Genomic DNA, 22,922 nt, shown 5'->3' on the forward strand with positions numbered 1-22,922 from the left:
GTTCTTCCTATGTACGAATATATCTTTCAGCAGCCAAAGCCGCAATTGTTCCGTCGGACATGGCTGTAGTTATCTGACGGTAGGCTTTATCGTTGATATCGCCTGCGGAAAAAACACCGGGGATGCTGGTTGCCATGTTTTCGTCGGTGATGACGTAGCCGTTCTTGGATAGCTTGATCTTCTCGGCAAAAAGTTCGTTGTTGGGGTTCTGGCCCAGAAAGATGAAGGCTCCGTCAACTGCTACAGTTTCCTGTTCGCTTGTAGAAACATTTTCCAGTACCGCGGCTTTAAGTTCATCGTTTTCTACAACAAGATCGACAACTTTGGTTTCAGTGCGGGCGTCAACTTTTCCGCTGCCGATTAACTGGTCCTGAGTCCCCTTAGCAGCAAAGAAGCGGTCCATGACCTCAACGAGGGTGATGTGTTCGATGCCGAGGGTGATCATGTACAGGCTTTCGTCAAAGGCACTGTTGCCGCCGCCGACTACCAGAACTCGCTTGCCTTTGTAGGGGCCGCCGTCGCAGATGGCGCAGTGGTGGACCTGATCGCATTCAGTGGGCACATCAAGTGGAATGGGCTTGCGTCCGGTGCAGATGATGACCGTTTTGGCCTTGAAAGTACCTTCATCTGTTTCCACGCTTTTCAGCTCTCCCTCAAGGTCCATGCTTTCAATTTCGCAGACCTCCTCCACTTCTACCTCAAGGCTGTCCACGTGGGCGCGCATCTTCTTCATCAAATCCATGCCGTGGATGGTGGGGTAGGAAGGAAAATTTTCTACTGTGTAAGTAGAGTTGACCAGTCCGCCGGTAATGTTCTCCTCAAGGATTATAGCTTTCAGTCCGGCGCGGGCGGCATAAATCCCAGCGGTCATCCCGGCAGGTCCGCCACCGACAATTACCATATCGTATGTTGTGCTCTCACTCATGATCTCTCCCGTTGCTTAAAATTGCTTCTATGCGGAAGCGAAGAAGGCCTTCATTTCTTTGGGGTTCATCAGGCCGCCTTTGCGGGCTACTTTTTCTCCGCCCTTGATGACGAAGATGGTCGGGGCGCGTTCGGAATCAAGGTCTGCCAGTGCTTCGGGGTTGGATTCGCTGTCCAGTTTGAACAGGCTCACATCAGGATTTTTTTTACTGAATTTTTCGAGCACCTTTTCCATGTTCTTGCAGTGCGGGCACTGCTGCTTGTAGCAGATGAGCACACCGGATTCGGTGTCAGCTAAGGTCTGGGCATAGTTTGTGTCGGTCAGTTCGGTAAACATGATATCTCCAATGAAATATTATTATGGGCGGTCCGGATCAGCGGACCGCCCTTGTTGGTTTAAATTAGGAAGTGCGCAGTTCGCCGATGACGAGCTTGAGCTTTTGGAGCAGCTCTTCGGCTTTTTCGGGATTCTCTTCGGCAATGTTGTTCAGCTGGAAGGGGTCCTTGCGGCGGTCGTAAAGTTCGTTGTGCTGGGGCACTTCGATCTTGGCTCCGGCTGTGCAGGTCCACATGTCTTCGGACATGACCTTGTCCGCGCCTTCCACGCAGTCGGCGTTGTTCTTTTCATCTTCGCTGACCAGCCAGTGTACGTAGCTGTAATCATCGGTGATGATGGACCATGACATGCCGTAGTAACCGGCGATGGCGTAGTCGCGGATTTTGTCCACTTCACCCTGCATCATGGGCAGCAGGCTTTCGCCCTGATAATCTTCAGCACCGAAAGTTTTCATGCCGTGATCGCTGATACCGTCTTCGGTGTCGATGAGGTCGAGTACGTCCATGATGGTGGCGGTTACGTCCACGTTCTGCACAAAGGAGGAAATACGCTGTCCGCCTTCAACACCAGGGATGTGCATCATCAGCGGTACGTGGACCAGTTCTTCGTAAGGCCAGGGGCGGGATTTACGCATGATGCCGTGGCCGTGCTCGCCTTCGCCCATGGGCTGTCCGTGGTCGGACATGACCACAACCATGGTTTCGTCCATGAGGCCCTGCTCGCGGATGGAATCCAGAATGCGGCCTACCCAGCGGTCTACGTCGGTGATTTTTTCCATGTACAGGGCGCGGATGTGTTCGCATTCGCGTTCGGTGATGCGGCCTTCCACCGGAACCCACGGGGCAAGCATGATGGGGTTGCCTTCATATTCGGGATCGTAGGGGCAGGGCTCGCCTTTCCATACGGACGGCGGATCCCAAGGCTCGTGGGGATCAAATGAGTCTACCCAGAGGAAGAACGGGCGGTTCTTGTCGCGGCGCTCCTTGAGCCAGTGGTCGGTGCGGTTCATGACCTTGGCAACGTAGCTGTCGGCTTCGGTGCGGCGGTGCTGCTGCTGGCGCAGGAAGCAGCCGATTTCGTCCAGAAGCTGCGGGCTTTCGTCATCAATGTATTCGCCGTTTTCATCCCAGACCATGGTGGCGGAGGTGAAATCTTCGGGTTTGAGGGCCGGATCGAGAGGCTCGTTTTCAAAAGTGGTGTGGTCCAGTTCCTGACCGGGGCAGAAGTCCACGTAATCGAAACCGCGGGAGTAGCCGAATTTGGCAAGTCGCATGGGGGCGGTGTCATAAATCAGCGCGGTCTGCATGTTGCGGCCCCACATGATGTCGGTGATGGTGGTGTCATCGCTTCCCAGAGGCTGCCAGCCGCCGTAAGGCAGGGTGAAGCGTCCGGTCATGAGTGCACGGCGGACCGGGATGGTGGGTACGCCTTCGCTGTATGCGTTTTCGAAAAGAACGGACTGGCGGGCGAAACGGTCAAGGTTGGGTGTCTTGACGGTCTCGTTGCCGTAGCATCCGAGATAGTTGAATTGCAGGGTATCCAGCATGATGAATACCACATTTTTGATTTTGCTTCTGTCAAAGGACATTGTGCAGCTCCTTGAAAAATGTTTGCGAAGCATTGAATTTCGCCTCGCGCTTTTTTTCACATATGGAGCAGGGGAAGGAAAAATTCTGTCTCATATGAGACAAAAATTAATTAGGTTGAAATTTTTTCAGCTGGAACAGGGGAGCAATCCTGCAGGGAGGGAGAGCAATTTAGAAATGATTGCTGATTATATCACAAGCTTAAGTGCTGGAAGAGCAGACCGCCCGCTTCACGGGAAAGCTTATCGGGATCAAGAATTTCAAGGGTGGTTTTGGTGAATTTACCGATAATCCCTTGCTGGCGCAGGGCCTTGATTACCCGGCATAAGGAACTGCGGTGGACTCCGAGGGTGGAGGCCAGTTCGCTTTGGGTCAGCCCCGGGGAAAAGGATTCGGATTCTCCGTTTTCCTGCCAGAGCTGGTATAGGGAACGGCTGACCCGTGTGCTCACTTCAAGCAGGCCGGAATCAAAAAGCTGGGCAAAGAAAGCTCCAGCCTTGATACCCAGTGAGTGGATCAGGTTGCAGGCCAGTTCCGGGTGCTGGCGGAAAAACTCTTTATCTTCAAGGATTGATTTGGAAAAGCGGGCCACAACACATTCTTCCAATGTATGCAGGCTATGACTTTGAAACAATGAAGTATGGATGTGCGAAACTTCGTTGAAAAGGGTTCCCGGACCGATGCGCATGACCACCCGCTCCTGACCGTTTTCTGAAAGGCAGGATAGTTTGACTGCACCTTTAAGCAGGAAAAAGAAATAATCAGGATGGTTGGCCTCAATTTCATGATCTTTGGGCAGGGTGCTTTGTACTGCCTTCTCCAGCACGGCTTCCCAGCTGGAATTGATACCTTCAATGCTGAAAAAGGCTTTTTCCTGACGAAATATCTTTTCTGTGCTCATGATCGCTCTAGTCTTTCTTAAAAAGGGCAGGCTTCAGGTTGAATCTGGCCAGCATCTTTTGCACTGCCACCCGTGACAGCCCGGAGTTACGTGCGGCTTCGGAAACATTCCCATTGGTACGCGACAGCAGGTCGCTGATGTAGCTTCGGCTGAAACTGTCCACCAGCTGCTGCTTGGCTTCCTTGTAAGGCAGGGACGCCATGGAATCATTCTCCGCTTTTGCTGACATTTTACCTTCCGCCATGTCCACAGCCAGCATGGTTATGGATTCTCCGGTGCTGAACACAGCCAGTTTGCGCATGGTGTTCTGCAGTTCTCGGACATTACCGGTCCAGTTCTGGGCGCTTAAATGTCCGACAACAGCGGGGTCCAGTTCTTTTTCCGGCAGTCCCAATTCAATGCAGGCTTTCTGGGCAAAGTAGCGGGTCAATAAAGGGATGTCTCCGGTCCGTTTCTTCAGCGGCGGCAGGTTCAATGGCAGAACATTCAAACGGTGATAGAGGTCTTCGCGAAAAGTTTTCTCTGCCACGCGCCGGGGCAGGTCCTGATTGGTGGAGGCAAGCACCCTTACGTCGATGTTTTTTGAGCGGTCTGAACCGACTGGTCTAATCTCCCCTTCCTGCAGGACGCGTAACAGTTTGGCTTGGGTTTCCAGAGGAATATCACCTATCTCATCGAGCAGGATTGTACCGCCGTCGGCACGCAGGAAAAGTCCTTCGCGGTCATGGTCAGCACCGCTGAAGGCTCCCTTAACGTGTCCGAAAAGTTCGCTTTCCAGCAGATTGTCGGGAATGGCTGTGCAGTTGACGGTTACATAAGGTTTGTCCGCCCGGGAGCTTAGGTCACGGACCATCCCGGCAACCAGCTCCTTGCCTGTGCCGGATTCGCCCATGATCAGGACGTTGTAATCCGTGCGGGCTACAGCTCCGATTGATTGCTTCAGTTGCTGCATGAGCGGGCTTTGCCCTAGTAAGCGGTCCTTATGTTGTTCGATTTGAGCCCGCAGCAGTCGGTTTTCCTCAAGTAGTCGGCTTCGTTCCAGCCCTTTGCTGATGACCCGGAACAGGTTCTCCTGCTCAATGGGTTTGGTCACGAAGTCGTAGGCCCCGGCCTTGAGAGCGTCCACTGCAGTCTCAACTGTTCCGTGCGCGGTGAGCATGACTGCGGAAAGTCCATTGTTTTGCGCAAGGGCGGTTTTCAAAAGCTCAAGCCCATTCATCCCGGGCATCTGGAGGTCGCTGACCATAAGGCTTATCTGTTGCGAGTTAAGCACAGCAAGTGCCTGCTCTCCGTTAAAAGCTGCGAGTACTTCATTTTCGGGGAAGGCTACTTCTATCAGCCGCTTAATCCCCCGGGCAAAGTCTTCCTGATCATCAACTATCAGTATTTTCTGCTGGTTTGTTTCAACCATTATTTATCCTTAGCGGTGAGGGGAAATTTCAGGGTGAACACGGCGCCGGACAATTCTCCTTTGTCTTCATCACCGTTTTCAACTTCAATGGAACCGCCGATGTCGCTCATAAATCCAAATACCACAGCCAGCCCCAGCCCGGAACCTTTGTTTACTTCTTTAGTGGTGTAGAACGGGTCGAAAACATATTGCAAATCTTCCTGCGCAATACCGGGTCCGTTATCCATTATTTTGAACACGACCTGCTCAGAATCATCCATAGCGAGGGTTACTTTTAATCTACCTTTGTTTTCCGGTACGGCATCAAGGCCATTCAAGAGCAGGTTGGCGACAATGTGTTCAAGGGCCTGCGGTTCAACATTGAGTTTGGGGGTAAATTCATCAAGTTCAAGCTCTATTTTTGCGCCCTGCTTGTCTGCCTGAATGCGGAAAACATCGGCGACTTCGCGGATGATCCCGGCAAATTCTGTCCCGGTTGCAGATGAAACCTTGGGACGAGCGTAGTTCAACAGATCTTTGAGAACACTTTGGGCTTGTCTGGTGTGTTTGAGAATGACTTCAACATCTTCCGCACTCTGTCCGCTGGCTCCCTTTTTCAAGAGTTCAGCATAGCAGAGAATTACTCCCAGCGGATTATTGATTTCGTGGGCCAGCCCCGCAGAAAGTTTGCCTACAGTTGCCATTTTCTCGGCCTGAGTCATCTGGGCCAGCATTTTTTTCTGGCTGGTAGTTTCATGGACGTAGACAACCACCCGGCGCTCATGAGGGTTTTCCGTGTGGTGGATGGGGTAGATATTGATGGCAAAAGAACGGCCTTCCGGCAGGGATACTTCCCGTGAAAGCGGTTCATTCATCAGCAGCGATTTGGAAATGCCGCAATTTGCTGAATCCCCCGGTCCGTGGCAGAGCAGGCTGACAACCCCTCCGTCGGTGATGCAGCCCTCGGAAAGTTCCTCCCCAAGCTTGCGGGCAGATTCATTAGCTACAATAGGGGCTCCTGTTCCGTCAGCAAGCAGAAGCGGATCGCTGATACCTTCGAAGATTGATTGCAGATTGGTATTGTGGCGCACAATGCTGTTCAGGGCGGAAATACTGTCCGCAGCAATTCCGAGCTGACGGCCTATGGCCCGCAATACGATGCGGTCTTTTTCCCGGAAGGAAGAACCTTTCTTGCGGAACAGGCAAAGCAAACCTTCGGCACTTCCTGAAGAGGATTCAACAGGGATATGGGCCCGATCATCTTTAATCAAAGGAACGGATTCGGTCAGCAGTTCCACCCAGTTTTCGGGCAGGTCCGGGCGCTCCATGTTTTCCGGTATGGAATAGAAATTCTTACTGGAAAAGGTGCACACATAGGCGGTCCGTTCAAGATTGAATCTTTTGTGAATCAGGGGCAGTGCCGCCTTCCAAAGCTCTGCCCGTGACTGGCTGCTGCTGGACCCGGCCAGAAGCTGTACGAAAAGTTTCACATCAGACTGACGGGCTGCGGCTTCCAGTTCAAGCTCCCCGGTCCGTTCTTCGACCATATGTTCGAGGTTGGATGCATAATCCTGAAGTCTCTGGCGGGCATCGAACATGTAATCGCTGAGTTTTTCAATACCACCGATCATTTCGCCGATTTCATCTTCCTGTTCCACCTCACGGAACAGGGCCACGCCTTTTTCGTCGCTGAAATTGCGGCGGAAATTGGTGGTCAGGATACGGATATTGTTCGCCACTATTCGTTTGAAAAGCACATTGGTGGCACCGAGATAAAGCAGTACTGCCAAGGCAAAGATAGCGATGTAGGTCATTATGGTGTTCTGGATGCGGGCCACGGAAGCGCTGACCGGCAAGCCTACAAAGTCAACTCCGCCGATGCTGTCCACCGGGTGTCCGAAACCGCGGTTCCCGTATAGTTCAATTACTTCCACCGGAGCATCTTCAATCTTACCGTGGCAGCGCAGGCAGCTTTCTTTGAATATGGCAGGGCGGGCCATGATAAAATGTTTTTCACCATGTATGTTTTTATATCCTTCCCAGAATGTCTGCTTGGGATTTTCCCTGAAATGGTTGATCAGTTCCAGTTCGATTTCATTGGCTTCATAGTCGGGATTGCGTGCTCCCTTGGCGACACGGCGGTAAGAATAAGTTGAGTCTTTGTCTTCTTCGCGGGCCATGATGTTGCGGGTGACAAATGATGATGACATGGCCTGAATGACAAATTTATCCGGCAGTTCTTCATACATCTGGGGCCGGAGTACGCCGCGTACGTAGTTTTGTACTGAATCTACCTGTCCGAAGACCATGCGTGCTTTGTCGCGGACCACGTTTTCGAGCACTTTGTTCATGTGCATGGAAAAGCCCGCAAAAAGAAGCCCTCCGATGATCAGGGAGGTCAGGATAAGGCTTAAAAGAAATTTGCTCTGAATGGAGTATGGTCTGGGGAGTTTCATGCTTTTGCGCATAGCTGAAGTGTACAACCGGCCCACCCGTTGTCAAGCCCGCAGTCCTTGACCGTAATTGCCTGCAGAGGGTAATGTATTATTAAATGGGGTGATCTTTTGGACGAACTGATTACGGGCAGGGGGAGCCATGAACAGTTTATTCCTTTTTTTGGCAGCGGTTCTGGCAGGCATCATCAGTGCGGACATGTTTGTCCGTGGTTGGAACGGTTTTCTTGAATGTGCTGCTTCTCTGGTTCTGTTTTTTCAAAAGAAGATTCCAGCCAAGACTTTCCTGTCCCGCCTTAGCGGGGCAGTGCCTATGACCATTCTCTGCTTTTTACTCCTCATCCTCTGCTTCAAAATTTATTATTCCATTCTGGGCTTCGGTGGCAGTGAGCTTGAACAGCTTGGTTACTTCCTCGGAGCTGTTCCCCGCACCGGTTATTATCTGATCAGTGCGGGAAAGATGATCGATGCCATGTTCAAGCCCTAATTAAAGGTTTTGTAGCCTCGGAGGCTAATCCGGTCCGGGACCGTGGGGCAGGTATTCCATGGAACTGCGGGCGTTGTGGTCTGCGTGTCCCACTATTTCCACGTCTGTGTAGTAAAATTCACCTGTTTCAATGTCTGATTCGACCACGAAATCTGCCAATGTGCGGAAGGCCGGGGTGGTATCGATAAGCATGGGACCGGCCACGAAGACCATGGCCCAGATTACGGCACAGGTGGCGAAGAAAGATGTAATTCTGACGCTGAGTGATTTATTTTCCATCTTAAATTCCTTTTAGGGGCGGAGGGAAGCGACTTGCGCCTCCCTCCTTTTGTGGGGTGATATCAGTTGTCTAGATTTTGGATGTGATGTCCGGGAAGACCACGTAGAACATGAGGTAAGCCATGATCAGGGTCAGGCAAAGGTTGAGGGACTGGCCGCATACGTAAAGGATGAGCGGCTTTCCGCCTTTGAAGTAGTGCTTGAGTTCACGGAAGTTGGTTGCCAGTCCGATTGCTGCAAAGGAGAGGCAGAAGAACCAGCCGCGGAAGATGCGGGAAAAGCCGCGTAGCACGCCCTGGTCGATCATGGTGAAGCCAGCGTCGGAACCAAGTGAGGAGTAGACGATGGAGAAGATCACGGATGCAGTCAGGAAGCCGAGCACGAATTTGGGGAAACGGTGCCAGATTTCCATGGCGTGTACTTTCTGTCCTTCAACAGCTTCTACCTTGGTGGCCCAGTAGATGGCGATACCGAATGCGGTTACACCGATAAGCACGTTCTGGATCATTTTGATGGTTGCCGCTACGTAGAGAGCCTTTTCGGAGAGGAAGGCCCCGGCTGCTGCAACAGCCCCGGTAGCGTCGATGGTTCCGCCCATCCATGCTCCACCGAGAATAAAGGGCATTCCGGTTCCCTTAATAATCGCGGGCATGACGATCATCATGATGGATGTGAAGACGAGGGAAAGGCCGATGGCGAGAGTTAGTTCCTCTTTCTTGGCCTTACATGCCGCAGCAGCTGCAATAGCTGCGGAAGTACCGCAAACGGACATGTCCGCGGAGATAACCATGTTCAGGGTTTTGGAAGGCACCTTGATGACTTTCTGACCGAAGATGAAGGTAGTGATCAGAACGACCGGGGTAACAACCCATGCTACGAAGATGCCGGGGATGCCGATGGCGACAACCTTGTTGAACAGAACTTCCGCACCAAGCAGAACCAGTCCGGTCTTGATGAAAAATTCAACCTGCAGGGCTTTCTTGGCCCAGGTAGGTGTCCCGATGGTGTTGGAGATGACCAGACCGATGGCGATTGCCCATGCAGCGTAACCGATACCGTATTGCTTCATGGTTGCCTGACTGGCCATGAGGTAAGAAGCGATGGCAACGGCGAAAACCAGACCGAAACCCTTGAGGAAGGTCTTGGCGTCACCGTCGATGAAACGCATACCTATTGAGAAGAACAATCCGAAACCGACCATGAGTGCCAGCAGGGAGGGAATCAGGTTGTATGGCTTGTTCTTGATTTTCTTTTTAGCGGAAGACTCTTTGGCGCGCAGTTTCAGCCATGATTCAATGGATGCGGAAGCTGCAGTGTTCAGGCTTGCGTCCTTGAATCCGGCCTGTTCAGCTTTCAGCTGAGCATCAAACGCTGCAGTCTTGGCTGCTGCGGCAGCGGCCTTGGCTTTATTGTACTTAGGCATGGCTGCAGCGTTTTTGGCATCAGCCTGTTCCTGAGTCTGGATGAAGGCGTCCAGCGGGTTGGTGGTCCATTTCTGGGGCTTAGCCATAAACCCTTTAATGGCCTTACCGATGGGGGCATTTTTGGCTTTGATTTTTTCCTTGGCGGTCTGAGCCTCATACCAAGCCACGGTTTTAAAGGGAGCGCGGGCGGCTTCCTCGGTCATGATTGCGTTCTGCTTGGCGAACTTGGCTTCCATGTCCGCGGGCTTGTTGTTGAAGAAGATTATCGCGCCAACGGTCAGGATCAGGAATCCCAGCCAGATGGCCCAGTAATCTTCTTTTTTCCAGAGGTCGGACCAAGAGCTCGAAGCCTTGTCGACCACTACTTCGCTGTTTTGCTTAGCTGCATTTTCTGCCATTTCTAACATTCCTCCAAAATTATTTTTCAAAACAGGCCGAGACCTGCGTGTGTCCGTAGACCTGCATTAGGCAAAAGGCGGGCCAGAATTTCATCAAAGCTAAGGGCCTTAAAATAAAAGAATAGTTGTCTTGGAGGTGTTTACTCAGGCTTGCAGTTGCACCCAGTGGGGTGCAAAGCCAGGTTTGCAGTTATTTTTTTATAGATAAGATTGATCGGTGTTTTCCGAAGCATCCAAGTATGATATTGTTTATTTGGCCTCTAGTCTGTTTGTGCCTGTTGCAGTCAGGATATCTCTCTGATTTTCCAGCACGTATTCGAAAGCGGAGGAAGCATGGAACTACTCGACCTGGGCAGGAAGCCTGTAAGTGAAGAACACCCGGCCGGGGCGGATGCCCGTTACGAGCCGGAGTACGATCTTTTACAGCAGGAAATCGACAAGCTCGCCAGCGCCACAGCCGGAGGGGCGGTGGATTGGAAGCGGGTGATCAAGCTTGGCTCTGTTATTTTGAGCAGTAAGTCAAAGGATTTGAAAATAGCCTCTTATCTGGCTGTGGCCCTTTTGCATCTTAAAGGTGTGGAAGGCCTTTCGGCAGGGGCACAACTGTTGCTCGATCTTGTATCCAATTTCTGGGATACCCTTTATCCGGCCAAAAAGCGTATGCGCGGCAGATTCGGAGCCATCAGCTGGTGGGACGAGAATGCTGAGAAATTTCTAAAGAACTATGATGGTGACGAGTTGCCCAAAGAGGTCGTTGATCTGCTGGATAAGCGGATTAATGATTTGGACGCAGCCTTGGCTGAAAAATCCGAGGATGCGCCAATTCTTCGGGATTTATCAAGTTATGTACGTCATTTGCCTGTTACTGCTCCTCCCGAACCTGAAAAACCATCTACTGAAAACGAATCCCCCGGGATAACTGATTCCGGCACAGTTCTTCCCGCTGGTTCGAGCACACAGGTTGCGGTCAGCATAGGCAACATCACTTCTCCTGAAGAGTGCAGCGCAGCACTCAAAAGCGGACTTTCCGCACTCGGTCCTGTTTCTGAATATTTTCTCGCCAGTGATCTCTCCGCAGCCGAGGGGTACAGGCTGCGGCGCATGATCGCGTGGACGTCCATTTCCGCTCTTCCTCCGGCGGAAAATGGGCGGACCATGATTCCTGCCCCGGACGGTCCAGTTAAAGATTCCATTGCCAGCCAACTTAAATCTGCTGATTTTGCCGGAGCCTTGCGTGAGGCCGAATCCCGCATCGGGGAATATCTTTTCTGGCTCGACCTGAGCCGCATGTCTGCTGAAGCCCTCAAGGGGCTGGGGGAAAATTATACCTCTGCGTTGAGTGCCCTTGAACTGGAGACGCAATTTTATGTTCAGCGCTTGCCCGCTCTGGCTTCCTTGAGTTTTGCCGACGGCACCCCCTTTGCCGAACCCAAGACCCGTTCATGGTTGCAGTCCCTTGGCAAAACAGGGGCGCGCGGAGGTTCCGGCGCAGGTTCTGATAGTGATGAAGTTGCTGAAATAATGGTTAAAGCCAATCAACTTGCTGCGGATAAAAAAATATTCGAGGCAGTTTCCCTTATTTGTGATAGGATCAATACATCGCCCTCCTTGCGCTCTGCTTTCAGGCTGCGTTCCGGTTTAACCGGACTCCTGACAGCAGAAGGACAGGCCGGGGTGGCCCATGTGCATGCTCTTGAATTACTGGAACATATTGACAGTTCCGGACTCGCAGAGTGGGAGCCGGAGCTGGCCTTGAACGGTTTGCGGGCTGCCTATGAAGCAGTGGTTGCCGAGGGCGGACCGGATTCAGCAGCAAAGAGTATTGAGATTTTACAGCGCATCAGCAGGCTCAGCCCTGTGGAAGCGTTGAAGATAAACGGAGTAAACTAAACGGTTTGGACTGTTCCCCAGAAACTTTTCAGCGGAGGTCTTGAATATGGCTAAAGAAGGTTCCGTAGCTCCCAAGGAGCGGGTCAATATTGTTTACAAGCCTGATACCGGAGACGCCAAGGAAGAAGTCGAGCTTCCTCTCAAGCTGCTGGTGGTCGGTGATTTTACCCAGAAAGATGATGACCGCATGGTCGAGGACCGTGACCCGGTAAACATCGACAAGGACAATTTCAACGAAGTGCTCAAGGCTCAGGATCTTGAGCTTAAACTCGGTGTTGAAGACAAACTCAGCGGTGAAGACGATGCGCAGATGGCGGTTAATCTCAAATTTGAAAGCCTCAAGGATTTCGATCCGGACCGGATCATCAAGCAGGTTCCGGAACTGCAAAAGCTCATGGAACTCCGTGAAGCCCTGAAGGCCCTGAAAAGTCCGCTCTCCAATGTGCCGGAATTCAGGAAAAAAGTTCAGGAACTGGTCAAGGATGATGGCGCACGCGAAAAGCTGCTCAAAGAACTTGGAATCGAGTAGGGGGAATTATCCATGGCAGAAGAAAAACTCGAACAACAGCAGGCTGAGCAATCAACAGCCGAAGTTTCGCTTCTTGATGACATCGTGGAGGCCACTAAGCTCAAGCCCGAAGATGAAGCCTATTCCGTAACCAAGGCCGGGTTGCAGGCTTTCCTTGAAGAAATGGTTAAGCCGGAACGTGAAGGAGCCAAGGTTTCCGGCAATCTCGTCGACGATATGCTGGCCCAGATTGATGAAAAGCTTTCTTCCCAGATGGACAGCATCATCCACAATAAGGAATTCCAGAAAATGGAATCCTCATGGCGGTCATTGAAATTTCTGGTGGATCGCACTGACTTTCGGGAAAACGTACGCATCCAGATGATGAACGTCTCCAAGGAAGACCTGCTGGATGATTTTGATGATGCCCCGGAAATTACCAAATCCGGTCTCTATAAGCAGGCCTATACCGCAGAATACGGCCAGTTCGGTGGTCAGCCTTTCGGAGCGATCATCGGTAATTATGATTTCGGTCCCGGGCCGCAGGATATGAAGCTGCTGCAATATACTGCATCAGTCTCAGCTATGTCTCATGCGCCGTTTATCGCCGCCGCTGGACCGGAATTTTTCGGTATTGAGAAATGGAGCGAACTGCCCAATCTCAAGGATCTCAAATCCATTTTTGAAATGCCGCAGTATGCCAAGTGGAATTCTTTTCGCGAGTCAGACGATGCCCGTAATGTGGGGCTGACTCTGCCTAAGTTCCTGCTGCGCCTTCCCTACGGCCCGGAAACCCTTCCGGCCAAGAGCTTTAATTATCAAGAGTCTGTATCCGACGGTGATGATGATTTCTGCTGGGGCAACACTGCATTTGCCTTTGCTTCCAAGCTGACTGATTCATTCGCCAAGTACCGCTGGTGCGCCAATATCATCGGTCCGCAGGGCGGCGGGGCCGTGGAAGATCTGCCGCTCTATCAATACGAGGCTATGGGCGCGGTGCAGACCAAGATTCCCACACAGGTGCTTCTCTCAGAGCGCAGGGAATTTGAGCTTGCCGAGGAAGGTTTCATCGGCCTGACCATGCGTAAGGGCAGTGATAACGCGGCTTTCTTCTCCGCCAACTCCTGCCAGAAACCTAAGTTTTTCGGCACCAGCAAGGAAGGCAAGGAAGCAGAGCTTAATTACAAGCTTTCCACCCAGTTGCCTTACATGATGATCATGGACCGTCTGGCCCATTACATAAAAGTTATCCAGCGCGAAAATATTGGCACATGGAAGGAGCGTGGCGATCTTGAGCGTGAACTTAACACTTGGATTTCCCAGTATGTCACCGAGATGGACAACCCCGCACCCAGTGTGCGCAGCCGCCGTCCCCTGCGTATGGCCAAGATTGAGGTCAGCGACGTGGAAGGCGATCCGGGCTGGTATCAGGTTTCCCTGAAGGCCCGTCCGCACTTCAAGTACATGGGTGCTTCTTTCACCCTCTCATTGGTGGGTAAGCTGGAGAAGGAATAGTCAGTCGAAAGAGTCCGGCTGCCGTATCCAATTTGAGAAACAATTTAACGGACCAGATTGTTTTTCTTCAAAATAAATATGGATTTATTTTGAAGGGGTACGGCAGCTACTGCATTGGTCAACCTTTAATCATGCATTTTGAGGAGAAGGGTTATGGCACTTACTTCGTATATGAAAGTAACAGGAAAGACTCAGGGACAAATCAAGGGCGATTGCACACAGACCGGCGATAAAAAAGATACCATGCTTGTCTATGCGCTGGATCACAATGTGGAAATCCCCAAAGATACCCACACCGGACTGCCCACCGGACAGCGTATCCATAAGCCGTTCACTGTAACCAAGCACGTGGATAACGCATCTCCCAAGCTCGCTCAGGCCTGCTGTAAGGGGGAGCAGCTTACCGTTGAAATTGATCACTACCACATCGATCCTACCGGAATCGAAAAGAAATATTACACCATCAAGATGGAAGAGGCGATTATCGTCAACCTGCACAGCTACAAGCCTGTGACCTTCCTGCCTGACAACAAGGGCTATCATGACATGGAAGATGTCAGCTTTACCTATTCCAAAATCACTTGGACCTACGCTGACGGCAATATCGAATACACCGATGACTGGAAATCCAGTTAAACCTGATATTCAGGACAGGGGTAATTCCCTGTCCTGAATAACGGAGAAAGATTTGACCACACAACGCCTGCTTGAACGTATCCGGTTCATGGAAGAGGACCCGGATTGGCGGGATTCAGCCGAGCCGGGACAGGTGGTCAAGTCTGTGCTCGATTATCTGCGCATGATCCTGAATACCCGTCAGGGCAATGCCCAGATCGCTCCGGATTTCGGGGTGCCGGATTTTACCTCTATGATCGGGGCCACCGGGTTGGACGCGGTACGTTCCATCGAGGAATCCATGACCGAGGTTATCCTCAAATATGAACCCCGGTTGGCAAACGTTAATATTGAATTCGTGCCCATGGAGGATAATCCGCTGGCCTTGCACTTCAAGCTGCAGGCCAAGCTGGCTTTAGAGGGCCAAGATATGCCCGTAGTGTTCGAGACGGTTTTAGACCCCGACGGCCAGATTTCAGTAAAGGATAATTAATTGCGATGATCGAAAAGTACTATCAGAGGGAATTGAGCCATTTACGCGAGCTGGCGGTGGAATTTTCCAAGGCCCACCCCGCGCTGGCTCCCATGCTGACCGGACCGGGTGCTGATCCTGATGTGGAAAGGCTTCTGGAAGGCTCGGCATTTCTGTCCGGCATGATCAACCAGAAGCTGGATGATGAATTTCCAGAGATAGTGCACGGTCTGGTACAACTTATTTTTCCGCACTATTTGCGGCCCATTCCTTCGACGACAATTGTAAAGTTTACTCCCAAACCGAGCCTGATGGAAAGTGTCCGGGTTCCGGCCGGGGCACAGATCGCTTCCATTCCTGTTAGCGGGGTGCCTTGTACTTTTTCAACCACTTACGATGTGGATTTGCATCCGCTTTCCATAACCGATGTTGAGCTTGTCAAAAGCGTGGGTACATCGGGAACCCTGACTATAAATTTGGAATTGAATGGGCTTCCTTTGGATGAATGGGACAATTCCAGCCTGCGTTTCCATCTGACCGGGGATGCTGCAAGTGCATCCATGCGCTATAAGTTTTTATTCAATTACATTCGAAATATTCAGATCAGCGGTGAAGACGGCAGTGTTTGCGTGCTGGGAAAGAGCAATTTCAAGGCCGTTGGTTTTGAGGATGAAGAAGCTCTGCTGCCTTACCCCTCGCAGTCTTTTCCGGGGTACAGGATTCTACAGGAATATTTCATCCTTCCGGAGAAGTTCCTATTTTTCGAGATCACCGGGTTGGATAACTGGCGCAATAGGGGCAGCTCAGGGAAATTCAAGATAGTTCTTGATCTGGAACGTGTTCCCCAATCCTTCAATCGTTTCACCAAAGAAGATATTTGCCTGTTCGCCACCCCGGCAATCAATTTGTTCAAGCGTGATGCCGAACCGGTGATTCTTGATCATAAACGTCCGGAATATCAGGTTCGGCCTTCCGGCGATTCCGGTGGGGATTATCAGGTTTATTCCGTGGATGACGTGGTTGGCTATGTGCAGGGCACGGTGGAAGAAAAGCCGTACAAACCTTTCCACATGTTCAATCCGCAGGCCGGGGAAATGCCTGTCTATACAGTACACCACCGTCGTTCCCCGGTTAGGGATAAGACAGATATTTTTGTTTCCGTGGCCTATCCGGCGCAGGGCGATGAACCTGCTACCGAGACATTGTCTATGGCTTTGACCTGCACCAACGGAACTCTTCCGGAAAAGCTGCGTTATGGGGACATCAGCAAACCTACCGGAACTTCCCCGGAGCTCGCTTCTTTTGAAAATATCCGCCAGCCCACTTCTCCGGTACAGCCTCCGTTGGGCAAGAACCTGCTCTGGCGGCTGCTCTCGCACCTTTATCTAAATTATCTTTCTGTTGCGGATATGGAAAGTTTGCGGGCTATGGTCAAACTTTACATATTTACCGATACCCGCGACCGCAGCTCGGTAGTGGCTAATACCAAACGGGTGGAAGCCATTTCCGGCATGAAGGTCAGTGAGGGGGACCGTCTGGTGCGCGGTCTGGTTATGCGTGGGCGGGAGATCAGGATGTCGCTTAATTGCGACGGCTTTGCCAATAGCGGTGATCTTTACCTGTTCAGTTCAGTGATGAATCGTTTTTTTTCGGGCTATGCCTCGGTCAATTGTTTTACCCGGCTGACTGTTGAGGACACCTTAAACAAGGAGATTTACGAGTGGACTGCGATGATCGGAAACCGTCCGCTTCTGTAATCGGAAACCTGTTCGAAACACCGACCGGGTATTCCTTTTTTCAGGCTATTCGTTTGTTGCGGTTGCATTCGCATAACTGCACGGGCAAGGAGCTTGAAGAATTCTTTCGTGACCACTTGCGGGTGCATCCGCAGCTTTCACTCGGCTTTCCGGCAACCGATCTGATCGACATTGACGAGGAAGAACGTGAAGACGGAGATATTTATCGTCTCGAATCCACTTTTCTAGGGCTTTACGGAGCCTCTTCTCCGCTCCCGGTTTTTTATACCGAGGAATTGCTGGCCGAGGCTTCCGAAGACAAGTCTGTTACCCGTGATTTTCTGAATATCATTAATAACAACGCTTACATACAGTTTTTTCGGGCTTGGAGCCGTTCCCGGCTGATGATCAAGGCTGTGGATGAACAGGATGGATCATGGCTGGAGCGTTTGGACAGCCTGCTTGGGTTCGGGCATTACAAGGCTTTTTCCCATGTTCCGCCGGAATGTCGCCGCTACCGCCATATCGGGCTTTTGACCCAGTATCCGCGAAGTGCGCTGGGCCTTGAAACTATGCTCAAGGATTCTTTGCAGCATGCGAAGATTCATGTGGAGCAATGTGTACTGCGTAAAGTCAAAATCCCTGAAGACCAGCGTTTCTGCCTTGGTGAAGATTCCAATGCGTTGGGCGAGCGTTCTTGGATCGGGGAGGAATTAGAAGACCGTAACAGTATGTTTGCGGTGCATTTGCGTGGACTGGATTCAGGACGTTTTCACCAGTTGCTGCCCGGAGCAGTGGATGGTGACAAGCTGGACAATCTGGTGCGCGGCTATCTGGTGGAACCATTTAAGTATGATCTTGTCCTTGAAATGATGCCCGGAGAGGCCAACACCGCTGTTCTCGGCGGTGATGAATGGTCCGGTCTCGGTTGTGATACCTGGATTTTTGCCGGGGAACATCTGGAATATGCAAAAGCGTCTTTTCCCAATAAAGGCGGACACATCCATGAGAGGTATGAAGCATGATCAATGTAGACATAAGAAATCTTCTTTCAAAGCTGGACACCTTTTGCACCAATGGCCTGCATAACGCAGCGGGCTTAAGCGTCTCGCTCAGCAATTATGAAGTTTCCGTGGAACATTTTTTTATCAAATGTATTGAGGAAGTGAACAGTGATCTGCCACTCATTTTCCGTCAATACGGAGTGGAAACTCCGCGCATTACCGCTGCTCTCACCGATGTCTTGCAGGATTTCAAGACCGGTAATTCCGGCAAGCCCGTATTCTCACCCATGCTGCTGGAGCTGTTTGAAGACGCATGGCTTATTTCCTCAGTGGAGCTTGGCGAAACCCGCATCCGTTCCGGGGCTGTACTCTTGGCCTTTTTGGGCAAGCCTAATTTTTATGCTTCCGGTAATTACGCAGACCTGTTTTCAGCCATCAACCGCGAGACTTTGCTCAAGGAATTCTGGACCGTGACTAAAGGCTCGGTGGAATACAAGATGCCCGCCGCTGCCCCCGGTGAAGCAGCCGCGTCCGCTAAAGGCGAGGGCGGATTTATTGAACGGTTCTGCATTGATTTTACTGCCAAGGCCCGTGAGGGCGGCATTGATCCGGTTTTCGGACGGGACCCGGAAATGCGCCAGATGGTGGATATTCTTGCCCGCCGGCGCAAGAATAACCCCATCCTAGTGGGGGAACCGGGGGTCGGTAAGACTGCGGTCATCGAAGGTCTGGCCCTGCGTATCACTGAAGGGGATGTGCCTGAAATTCTGAGCGACGTAACCCTGCTTGGTCTGGACATGGGCTTGCTGGAAGCCGGAGCCGGGATGAAGGGCGAGTTTGAGAACCGCCTCAAAGGCGTTATTGATGAGATTAAATCCAGCGAGACCCCGATTATCCTGTTCATTGACGAAGCGCATACTCTTGTCGGGGCCGGAGGTTCAGCCGGGGGCGCTGATGCTGCTAACCTGCTCAAGCCTGCATTGGCCCGGGGAGAGTTGAAAACCTGCGCCGCCACTACATGGACCGAATATAAGAAATATTTTGAAAAGGACCCGGCCCTTGCCCGCCGCTTCCAACTGGTCAAACTGGATGAACCTTCAGTGGACACTTCGACGATCATCCTGCGCGGCTTACGTGAAAGCTACGAAAAAGCCCATAATGTGATCATCCGTGATGATGCCAACGTGGCTGCCGCTGTTTATTCCGATCGCTATATCACCGGGCGTTTCCTGCCGGACAAGGCTATTGATTTGCTGGACACCACCTGCGCGCGGGTAAAAGTAAATCTTTCTGCCAAACCCGGACGACTGGAAGACTGCCAGAGAGCAGTGCAGGCCCTTGAGCGTGAAAAGAAAGCCGTGGACCGTGATCGTTCCAACGCGGTTGAAGTGGACGAAGAGCACTACAAAGAGTTGCTGGAACAGATAGAGGCAAAGAATTCCGAGGCCGCGGAAATCAGCGAAAAGTGGCTCAAGGAAAAGGATGCCGCCCATGCTGTACTTGATGTACGAACCCAGATTCAGGAAGCACGGAATGCTGACCCGGTGGACGAAGAAGCCTTGGGTAAATTGAAAGAAGATCTGGATAAGGCGGATGGAGCCTTGGCTGAACTTCAGGGTGATAATCCTATGGTTCAGATTGAAGTTACCCCCGATCTGGTGGGCCGCGTTGTCTCCGACTGGACAGGAATTCCGGTAGGCAAGATGGCCCGCGATGAGGCTGCTACCGTTGCCGACCTTGATGAAAAGCTCAAAGTGCGCATCAAGGGACAGGATCAGGGCCTTGCAGCCATTGCCGAGGTCATCCGCGCTTCCAAGGCCGGAATCAAGAACCCGGACCAGCCCATCGGGGTTTTCCTCTTGGTCGGTCCTTCCGGTGTGGGAAAAACCGAGACCGGACTTTCCTTGGCTGATCAGCTTTTCGGTGACGAACGTTCCGTAGTCACCGTGAACATGAGTGAATTTCAGGAGAAGCATACCGTATCAAGATTGATCGGTTCACCTCCGGGCTATGTCGGCTATGGAGAGGGCGGTATGCTTACTGAGGCCGTTCGCCGCCAGCCTTATTCCGTAGTTCTTTTGGACGAGGTGGAGAAGGCCCATCTTGATGTCATGAACACCTTTTATCAGGTCTTTGACAAGGGCGTGCTTACCGATGGTGAGGGCAAGGATATCAACTTCCGCAATACCATCCTCATTCTGACCTCCAACCTCGGCACGGACGTTATTCAAGAGATGACTGCCAGTCAGGATGAAGGTGATGAAATGCCCATGGACGCGGTGCTTTCCGCTGTGCGTCCCCTCCTTTCCCAGCACTTCAAGCCCGCGCTGCTGGCGCGTATGAACGTGGTCCCGTACTTCAGCCTCAATCCTGAAGCCATGAAGCTGATCACCCGCCTCAAGCTGGGCAAGCTGGAGAAGATGCTCCTCGCCAACAACAAGATGAAGCTCAGCTATGATGAGGGAGTCGTGGATCAGATCGCGGCCCGCTGCACTGAGGTGGAAACCGGAGCGCGTAACATTGAATATATCCTGAACGGCAATGTGCTGCCGAAGATGTCAAAGGAAATACTGGTGCACATGACTGAGGGCGGCATGCCTTCGGCTGTGAAGCTGGGTGTTGATGAGGACGGTTCCTTTACCATGGAATTTTCCGCTGAATAAAGAGCATGAGAGGGTAGCTATATGGCAGATGCTTCCAAGCCCAAGTTTTTGTTTGAGTCCAAGGGTGCGGATAAGAATACCTTCAGCGTAGTCCGTTTTAAGGGCACCGAAGGCTTGTCGACCATTTACCGTTTCAGCATCATGCTGATTTCGGAGAAGAATGACCTTGATATCGGTTCCATCCTTCAGAATCCGGCGGAATTTACCATCAAACGGGATGACGGGGATATTCCCTTCAAGGGCATGCTCAGTTCCTTTGAACAGCTTCATCAGGCCGGGAAGATCTGCTTTTACCGTGCTGAACTGGTCCCTAAACTCTGGTGGGCTACCCTGACCCATTGTAATCAGATTTTCCTCAATGAAAATGCGCAGGGCTTTCTCGGTGATGTGCTCAAGAAGGCCGGACTCAAGGAGGGGTTGAGCTTTGATTTCAAGCTGCAGGGTTCTTATCCTTCATGGGAATATATCTGCCAGTACGATGAATCCCATTTCAATTTTGTCTCCCGCTGGATGGAGCGGGACGGCATGTATTACTATTTTGAGCAGACCGATCAGGGCGAGAAGATGGTTATCACCGATACCCACATCTCGCATTCGCCCATGAAGGAAGGAACAAGTCTGACTTATTCCCCTCCCAGCAATCTTGATCACACCCATCGAGATGAAATCGTCAAGAATTTCATGCTCAAGCAGCAGCCCCTGCCTAAAAAGGTGTTGCTCAAGGATTACAACTACCGCAAGCCCAGCCTTGAAATGAAAGCTGAGGCTCTGGTTTCACAGCAGGGTATGGGTGAAATCTACATTTACGGCGAACATTTCAAGACTCCGGGTGAAGGAAATACGCTGGCCCAGATCAGGGCGCAGGAATTTCTCTGCCGGGAAAAAGTCTTTCACGGCGTGTCCACAGTTCCCTACATCCGTACCGGGTATATTTTTGAGTTGAAAGACCATTACCGACAGGACTTCAACCAGCGTTACCTTACAACCGAAGTTGTTCATGAGGGCAGTCAGGAAGCTTACCTTGTTTCAGGACTGGGACTGCATCTGTCTGAAGACGCGGATCGTCTTTACTATCGCAATTCTTTCACCTGTATCCCGGCGAACACCCAGTTCCGGGCTGAACGTAAGGCCGTAAAACCCAAGTTTTCCGGAACCATCAACGCCAAGGTCGATGCTTCCGGCAGCGGGCAATACGCCGAGCTGGACGGAGAGGGCCGCTACAAGGTGATCATGCCTTTTGACGAATCAGGTCGCAGCGGCGGCAAGGCTACAACATGGTTGCGCATGGCTCAGCCCTACGGAGGCTCCAATCACGGAATGCATTTCCCATTGCATAAAGGTACCGAAGTCTTGATCACTTGCGTTGAGGGAGACCCGGACCGGCCCATCATTCAGTCTGCGGCCCCTAACCCGGAGAATCCCAGTCTGGTCAAGGATGCCAACCAGACCAAGTGTATCGTTGTCACCGGAGGACAGAATCTGTTTCATATTCAGGATAAACAGGGCAGTGAGGGCATGCATCTCAAAACTCCCAAGGACAACACTTATGTGCGTCTCGGCTCAGCTGCTGCTGAACCTGCCGGCGGCGAAAGTTCAATGACTGAAGATCAGGTCAAGAAGATTGCTGATGAGCAGATAGAAGAAAAGAAGAAAGAGGAAAGTCTGGCTTTATCCACTGAGGGTAATATCAAAATTAACGGCAAGAACATTGCCAGCTATATTCTCGGTAATGAAAGTAAAGTTGTGCTCGGATTCTCCCAGCTTGTGAACATCGGGAATGATACCAAATTCTTCGGTGCACTTAAGGAGGATATCGTTGTCGGCATGGAGACCGGGATAAAACTCGCCCTGCTCAATGAGATAACAGCTACAAAAAATTTACTGGTAGCAGGTACTGCTCTCAAGGCTGAAACAGAGCGAGAGGAGTTGATCGCCGATCATCATCGTATGAACATCGATATGACTAAGTTGAATGCTACTTGTGCTGAAATCAATGGAGATTTGAGCACCATACGTGAAGCACATACCAATTTAGCCATGGATTTTGATGATTTGAAAGGGGCCACCGCGCAATTGGCAGGTGAGGCCAGCAAACTTGCCGGACAGGTTGATGAGGTTTGGGGCGAGATGGATACCGTGGCCGGGAACCTTACCCACCTTTGCGGAGAAGTTACGGCCTTGGCAGGCGAGGATAATAAAATTGTCGGCGTTATGGCCAAGAGTATCGGTGAATCTACAAAGTTGATCGGGACTTGTTCCAACGTAACGGCTGAGACAAGTCAAATCTCAGGTGAAATGAACAACATCGCAGGTCTCATTAACAATATCTAGCCCCGGAGC

At 51.5% G+C, this 22,922-nt stretch carries 18 protein-coding genes; 10 read left to right on the forward strand and 8 right to left on the reverse strand.

Annotation, left to right across the window (positions count from 1 at the left end):
- Positions 1-7 precede the first annotated feature (7 nt).
- From ACO05Z_RS01135 to ACO05Z_RS01160, 6 genes are all read right to left on the reverse strand, one after another.
- Positions 8-925 carry an NAD(P)/FAD-dependent oxidoreductase gene (locus tag ACO05Z_RS01135; protein ID WP_421899554.1) on the reverse strand — a complete coding sequence of 306 codons (918 nt, stop codon included), beginning with the start codon at positions 923-925 and terminating at the stop codon, positions 8-10.
- Between the two features lie 27 nt (positions 926-952).
- A complete protein-coding gene (locus tag ACO05Z_RS01140) occupies positions 953-1,261 on the reverse strand; it encodes a thioredoxin family protein (protein WP_421899558.1) in 309 nt (102 codons plus the stop codon).
- Between the two features lie 64 nt (positions 1,262-1,325).
- On the reverse strand, positions 1,326-2,849 hold the full coding sequence (locus ACO05Z_RS01145) for a sulfatase (protein ID WP_421899561.1): 1,524 nt from the start codon (positions 2,847-2,849) through the stop codon (positions 1,326-1,328).
- A gap of 191 nt (positions 2,850-3,040) precedes the next feature.
- On the reverse strand, positions 3,041-3,748 hold the full coding sequence (locus ACO05Z_RS01150; protein ID WP_421899563.1) for a Crp/Fnr family transcriptional regulator: 708 nt from the start codon (positions 3,746-3,748) through the stop codon (positions 3,041-3,043).
- Between the two features lie 7 nt (positions 3,749-3,755).
- Positions 3,756-5,159: a sigma-54-dependent transcriptional regulator gene (locus tag ACO05Z_RS01155; RefSeq protein ID WP_421899565.1), complete on the reverse strand. Its 1,404-nt coding sequence runs from the start codon at positions 5,157-5,159 to the stop codon at positions 3,756-3,758.
- On the reverse strand, positions 5,159-7,621 hold the full coding sequence (locus ACO05Z_RS01160) for a c-type heme family protein (RefSeq protein ID WP_421899568.1): 2,463 nt from the start codon (positions 7,619-7,621) through the stop codon (positions 5,159-5,161). The genes ACO05Z_RS01155 and ACO05Z_RS01160 overlap by 1 nt, the downstream gene beginning before the upstream one ends.
- A gap of 112 nt (positions 7,622-7,733) precedes the next feature.
- Here ACO05Z_RS01160 and ACO05Z_RS01165 point away from each other — a divergent pair, with 112 nt between their 5' ends.
- The gene (locus tag ACO05Z_RS01165) at positions 7,734-8,078 is read left to right on the forward strand and encodes a hypothetical protein (protein WP_421899570.1); all 345 of its coding nucleotides are present in this window, start codon (positions 7,734-7,736) and stop codon (positions 8,076-8,078) included.
- Between the two features lie 24 nt (positions 8,079-8,102).
- On the opposite strand, the gene ACO05Z_RS01170 is transcribed toward ACO05Z_RS01165, so the two are convergent.
- Together ACO05Z_RS01170 and ACO05Z_RS01175 are read right to left on the reverse strand one after the other, a co-directional pair.
- Positions 8,103-8,357: a hypothetical protein gene (locus ACO05Z_RS01170; RefSeq protein ID WP_421899573.1), complete on the reverse strand. Its 255-nt coding sequence runs from the start codon at positions 8,355-8,357 to the stop codon at positions 8,103-8,105.
- Positions 8,358-8,427: 70 nt separating this feature from the next.
- Positions 8,428-10,179 (reverse strand): YeiH family protein, encoded by a 1,752-nt coding sequence (locus ACO05Z_RS01175; RefSeq protein WP_421899575.1) that lies wholly within the window; start codon positions 10,177-10,179, stop codon positions 8,428-8,430.
- A gap of 333 nt (positions 10,180-10,512) precedes the next feature.
- Between ACO05Z_RS01175 and tssA the strand changes: the two genes are divergently transcribed.
- The 9 genes from tssA to ACO05Z_RS01220 all read left to right on the forward strand — a co-directional run bounded on the left by tssA (position 10,513) and on the right by ACO05Z_RS01220 (position 22,913).
- Entirely contained in the window at positions 10,513-12,069 is a 1,557-nt protein-coding gene (gene tssA / locus ACO05Z_RS01180; protein WP_421899578.1) for a type VI secretion system protein TssA, read from the forward strand.
- 46 nt (positions 12,070-12,115) lie between these two features.
- Entirely contained in the window at positions 12,116-12,598 is a 483-nt protein-coding gene (tssB, locus tag ACO05Z_RS01185) for a type VI secretion system contractile sheath small subunit (protein ID WP_421899580.1), read from the forward strand.
- A gap of 12 nt (positions 12,599-12,610) precedes the next feature.
- Positions 12,611-14,092 carry a type VI secretion system contractile sheath large subunit gene (gene tssC, locus ACO05Z_RS01190; RefSeq protein ID WP_421899582.1) on the forward strand — a complete coding sequence of 494 codons (1,482 nt, stop codon included), beginning with the start codon at positions 12,611-12,613 and terminating at the stop codon, positions 14,090-14,092.
- A 153-nt stretch (positions 14,093-14,245) separates the two neighbouring features.
- A complete protein-coding gene (locus ACO05Z_RS01195; protein WP_421899585.1) occupies positions 14,246-14,728 on the forward strand; it encodes an Hcp family type VI secretion system effector in 483 nt (160 codons plus the stop codon).
- 52 nt (positions 14,729-14,780) lie between these two features.
- The gene (gene tssE / locus ACO05Z_RS01200; RefSeq protein ID WP_136674171.1) at positions 14,781-15,200 is read left to right on the forward strand and encodes a type VI secretion system baseplate subunit TssE; all 420 of its coding nucleotides are present in this window, start codon (positions 14,781-14,783) and stop codon (positions 15,198-15,200) included.
- Positions 15,201-15,205: 5 nt separating this feature from the next.
- Positions 15,206-16,936 carry a type VI secretion system baseplate subunit TssF gene (gene tssF / locus ACO05Z_RS01205; protein ID WP_421899588.1) on the forward strand — a complete coding sequence of 577 codons (1,731 nt, stop codon included), beginning with the start codon at positions 15,206-15,208 and terminating at the stop codon, positions 16,934-16,936.
- Positions 16,900-17,940, forward strand: a complete 1,041-nt coding sequence (gene tssG, locus ACO05Z_RS01210; protein ID WP_421899591.1) for a type VI secretion system baseplate subunit TssG — start codon at positions 16,900-16,902, stop codon at positions 17,938-17,940. The genes tssF and tssG overlap by 37 nt, the downstream gene beginning before the upstream one ends.
- Positions 17,937-20,582 carry a type VI secretion system ATPase TssH gene (tssH, locus tag ACO05Z_RS01215; RefSeq protein WP_421899594.1) on the forward strand — a complete coding sequence of 882 codons (2,646 nt, stop codon included), beginning with the start codon at positions 17,937-17,939 and terminating at the stop codon, positions 20,580-20,582. The genes tssG and tssH overlap by 4 nt, the downstream gene beginning before the upstream one ends.
- A gap of 21 nt (positions 20,583-20,603) precedes the next feature.
- A complete protein-coding gene (locus tag ACO05Z_RS01220) occupies positions 20,604-22,913 on the forward strand; it encodes a type VI secretion system Vgr family protein (RefSeq protein WP_421899597.1) in 2,310 nt (769 codons plus the stop codon).
- Positions 22,914-22,922 lie beyond the last annotated feature (9 nt).

It is taken from the genome of Maridesulfovibrio sp. (assembly GCF_965230075.1).
GTDB lineage: Bacteria > Desulfobacterota > Desulfovibrionia > Desulfovibrionales > Desulfovibrionaceae > Maridesulfovibrio.

What these genes read in the sequence shown, in the direction of transcription:
- ACO05Z_RS01165 (WP_421899570.1), top strand. Translation starts at nt 7,734, where the DNA reads ATGAACAGTTTATTCCTTTTTTTGGCAGCGGTTCTGGCAGGCATCATC.
- tssH (WP_421899594.1), top strand. Translation starts at nt 17,937, where the DNA reads ATGATCAATGTAGACATAAGAAATCTTCTTTCAAAGCTGGACACCTTT.
- tssC (WP_421899582.1), top strand. Translation starts at nt 12,611, where the DNA reads ATGGCAGAAGAAAAACTCGAACAACAGCAGGCTGAGCAATCAACAGCC.
- ACO05Z_RS01195 (WP_421899585.1), top strand. Translation starts at nt 14,246, where the DNA reads ATGGCACTTACTTCGTATATGAAAGTAACAGGAAAGACTCAGGGACAA.
- ACO05Z_RS01135 (WP_421899554.1), bottom strand. Translation starts at nt 925, where the DNA reads ATGAGTGAGAGCACAACATACGATATGGTAATTGTCGGTGGCGGACCT.
- ACO05Z_RS01220 (WP_421899597.1), top strand. Translation starts at nt 20,604, where the DNA reads ATGGCAGATGCTTCCAAGCCCAAGTTTTTGTTTGAGTCCAAGGGTGCG.
- ACO05Z_RS01140 (WP_421899558.1), bottom strand. Translation starts at nt 1,261, where the DNA reads ATGTTTACCGAACTGACCGACACAAACTATGCCCAGACCTTAGCTGAC.
- tssA (WP_421899578.1), top strand. Translation starts at nt 10,513, where the DNA reads ATGGAACTACTCGACCTGGGCAGGAAGCCTGTAAGTGAAGAACACCCG.
- ACO05Z_RS01175 (WP_421899575.1), bottom strand. Translation starts at nt 10,179, where the DNA reads ATGGCAGAAAATGCAGCTAAGCAAAACAGCGAAGTAGTGGTCGACAAG.
- ACO05Z_RS01150 (WP_421899563.1), bottom strand. Translation starts at nt 3,748, where the DNA reads ATGAGCACAGAAAAGATATTTCGTCAGGAAAAAGCCTTTTTCAGCATT.
- tssB (WP_421899580.1), top strand. Translation starts at nt 12,116, where the DNA reads ATGGCTAAAGAAGGTTCCGTAGCTCCCAAGGAGCGGGTCAATATTGTT.
- ACO05Z_RS01170 (WP_421899573.1), bottom strand. Translation starts at nt 8,357, where the DNA reads ATGGAAAATAAATCACTCAGCGTCAGAATTACATCTTTCTTCGCCACC.
- ACO05Z_RS01155 (WP_421899565.1), bottom strand. Translation starts at nt 5,159, where the DNA reads ATGGTTGAAACAAACCAGCAGAAAATACTGATAGTTGATGATCAGGAA.
- ACO05Z_RS01145 (WP_421899561.1), bottom strand. Translation starts at nt 2,849, where the DNA reads ATGTCCTTTGACAGAAGCAAAATCAAAAATGTGGTATTCATCATGCTG.
- tssF (WP_421899588.1), top strand. Translation starts at nt 15,206, where the DNA reads ATGATCGAAAAGTACTATCAGAGGGAATTGAGCCATTTACGCGAGCTG.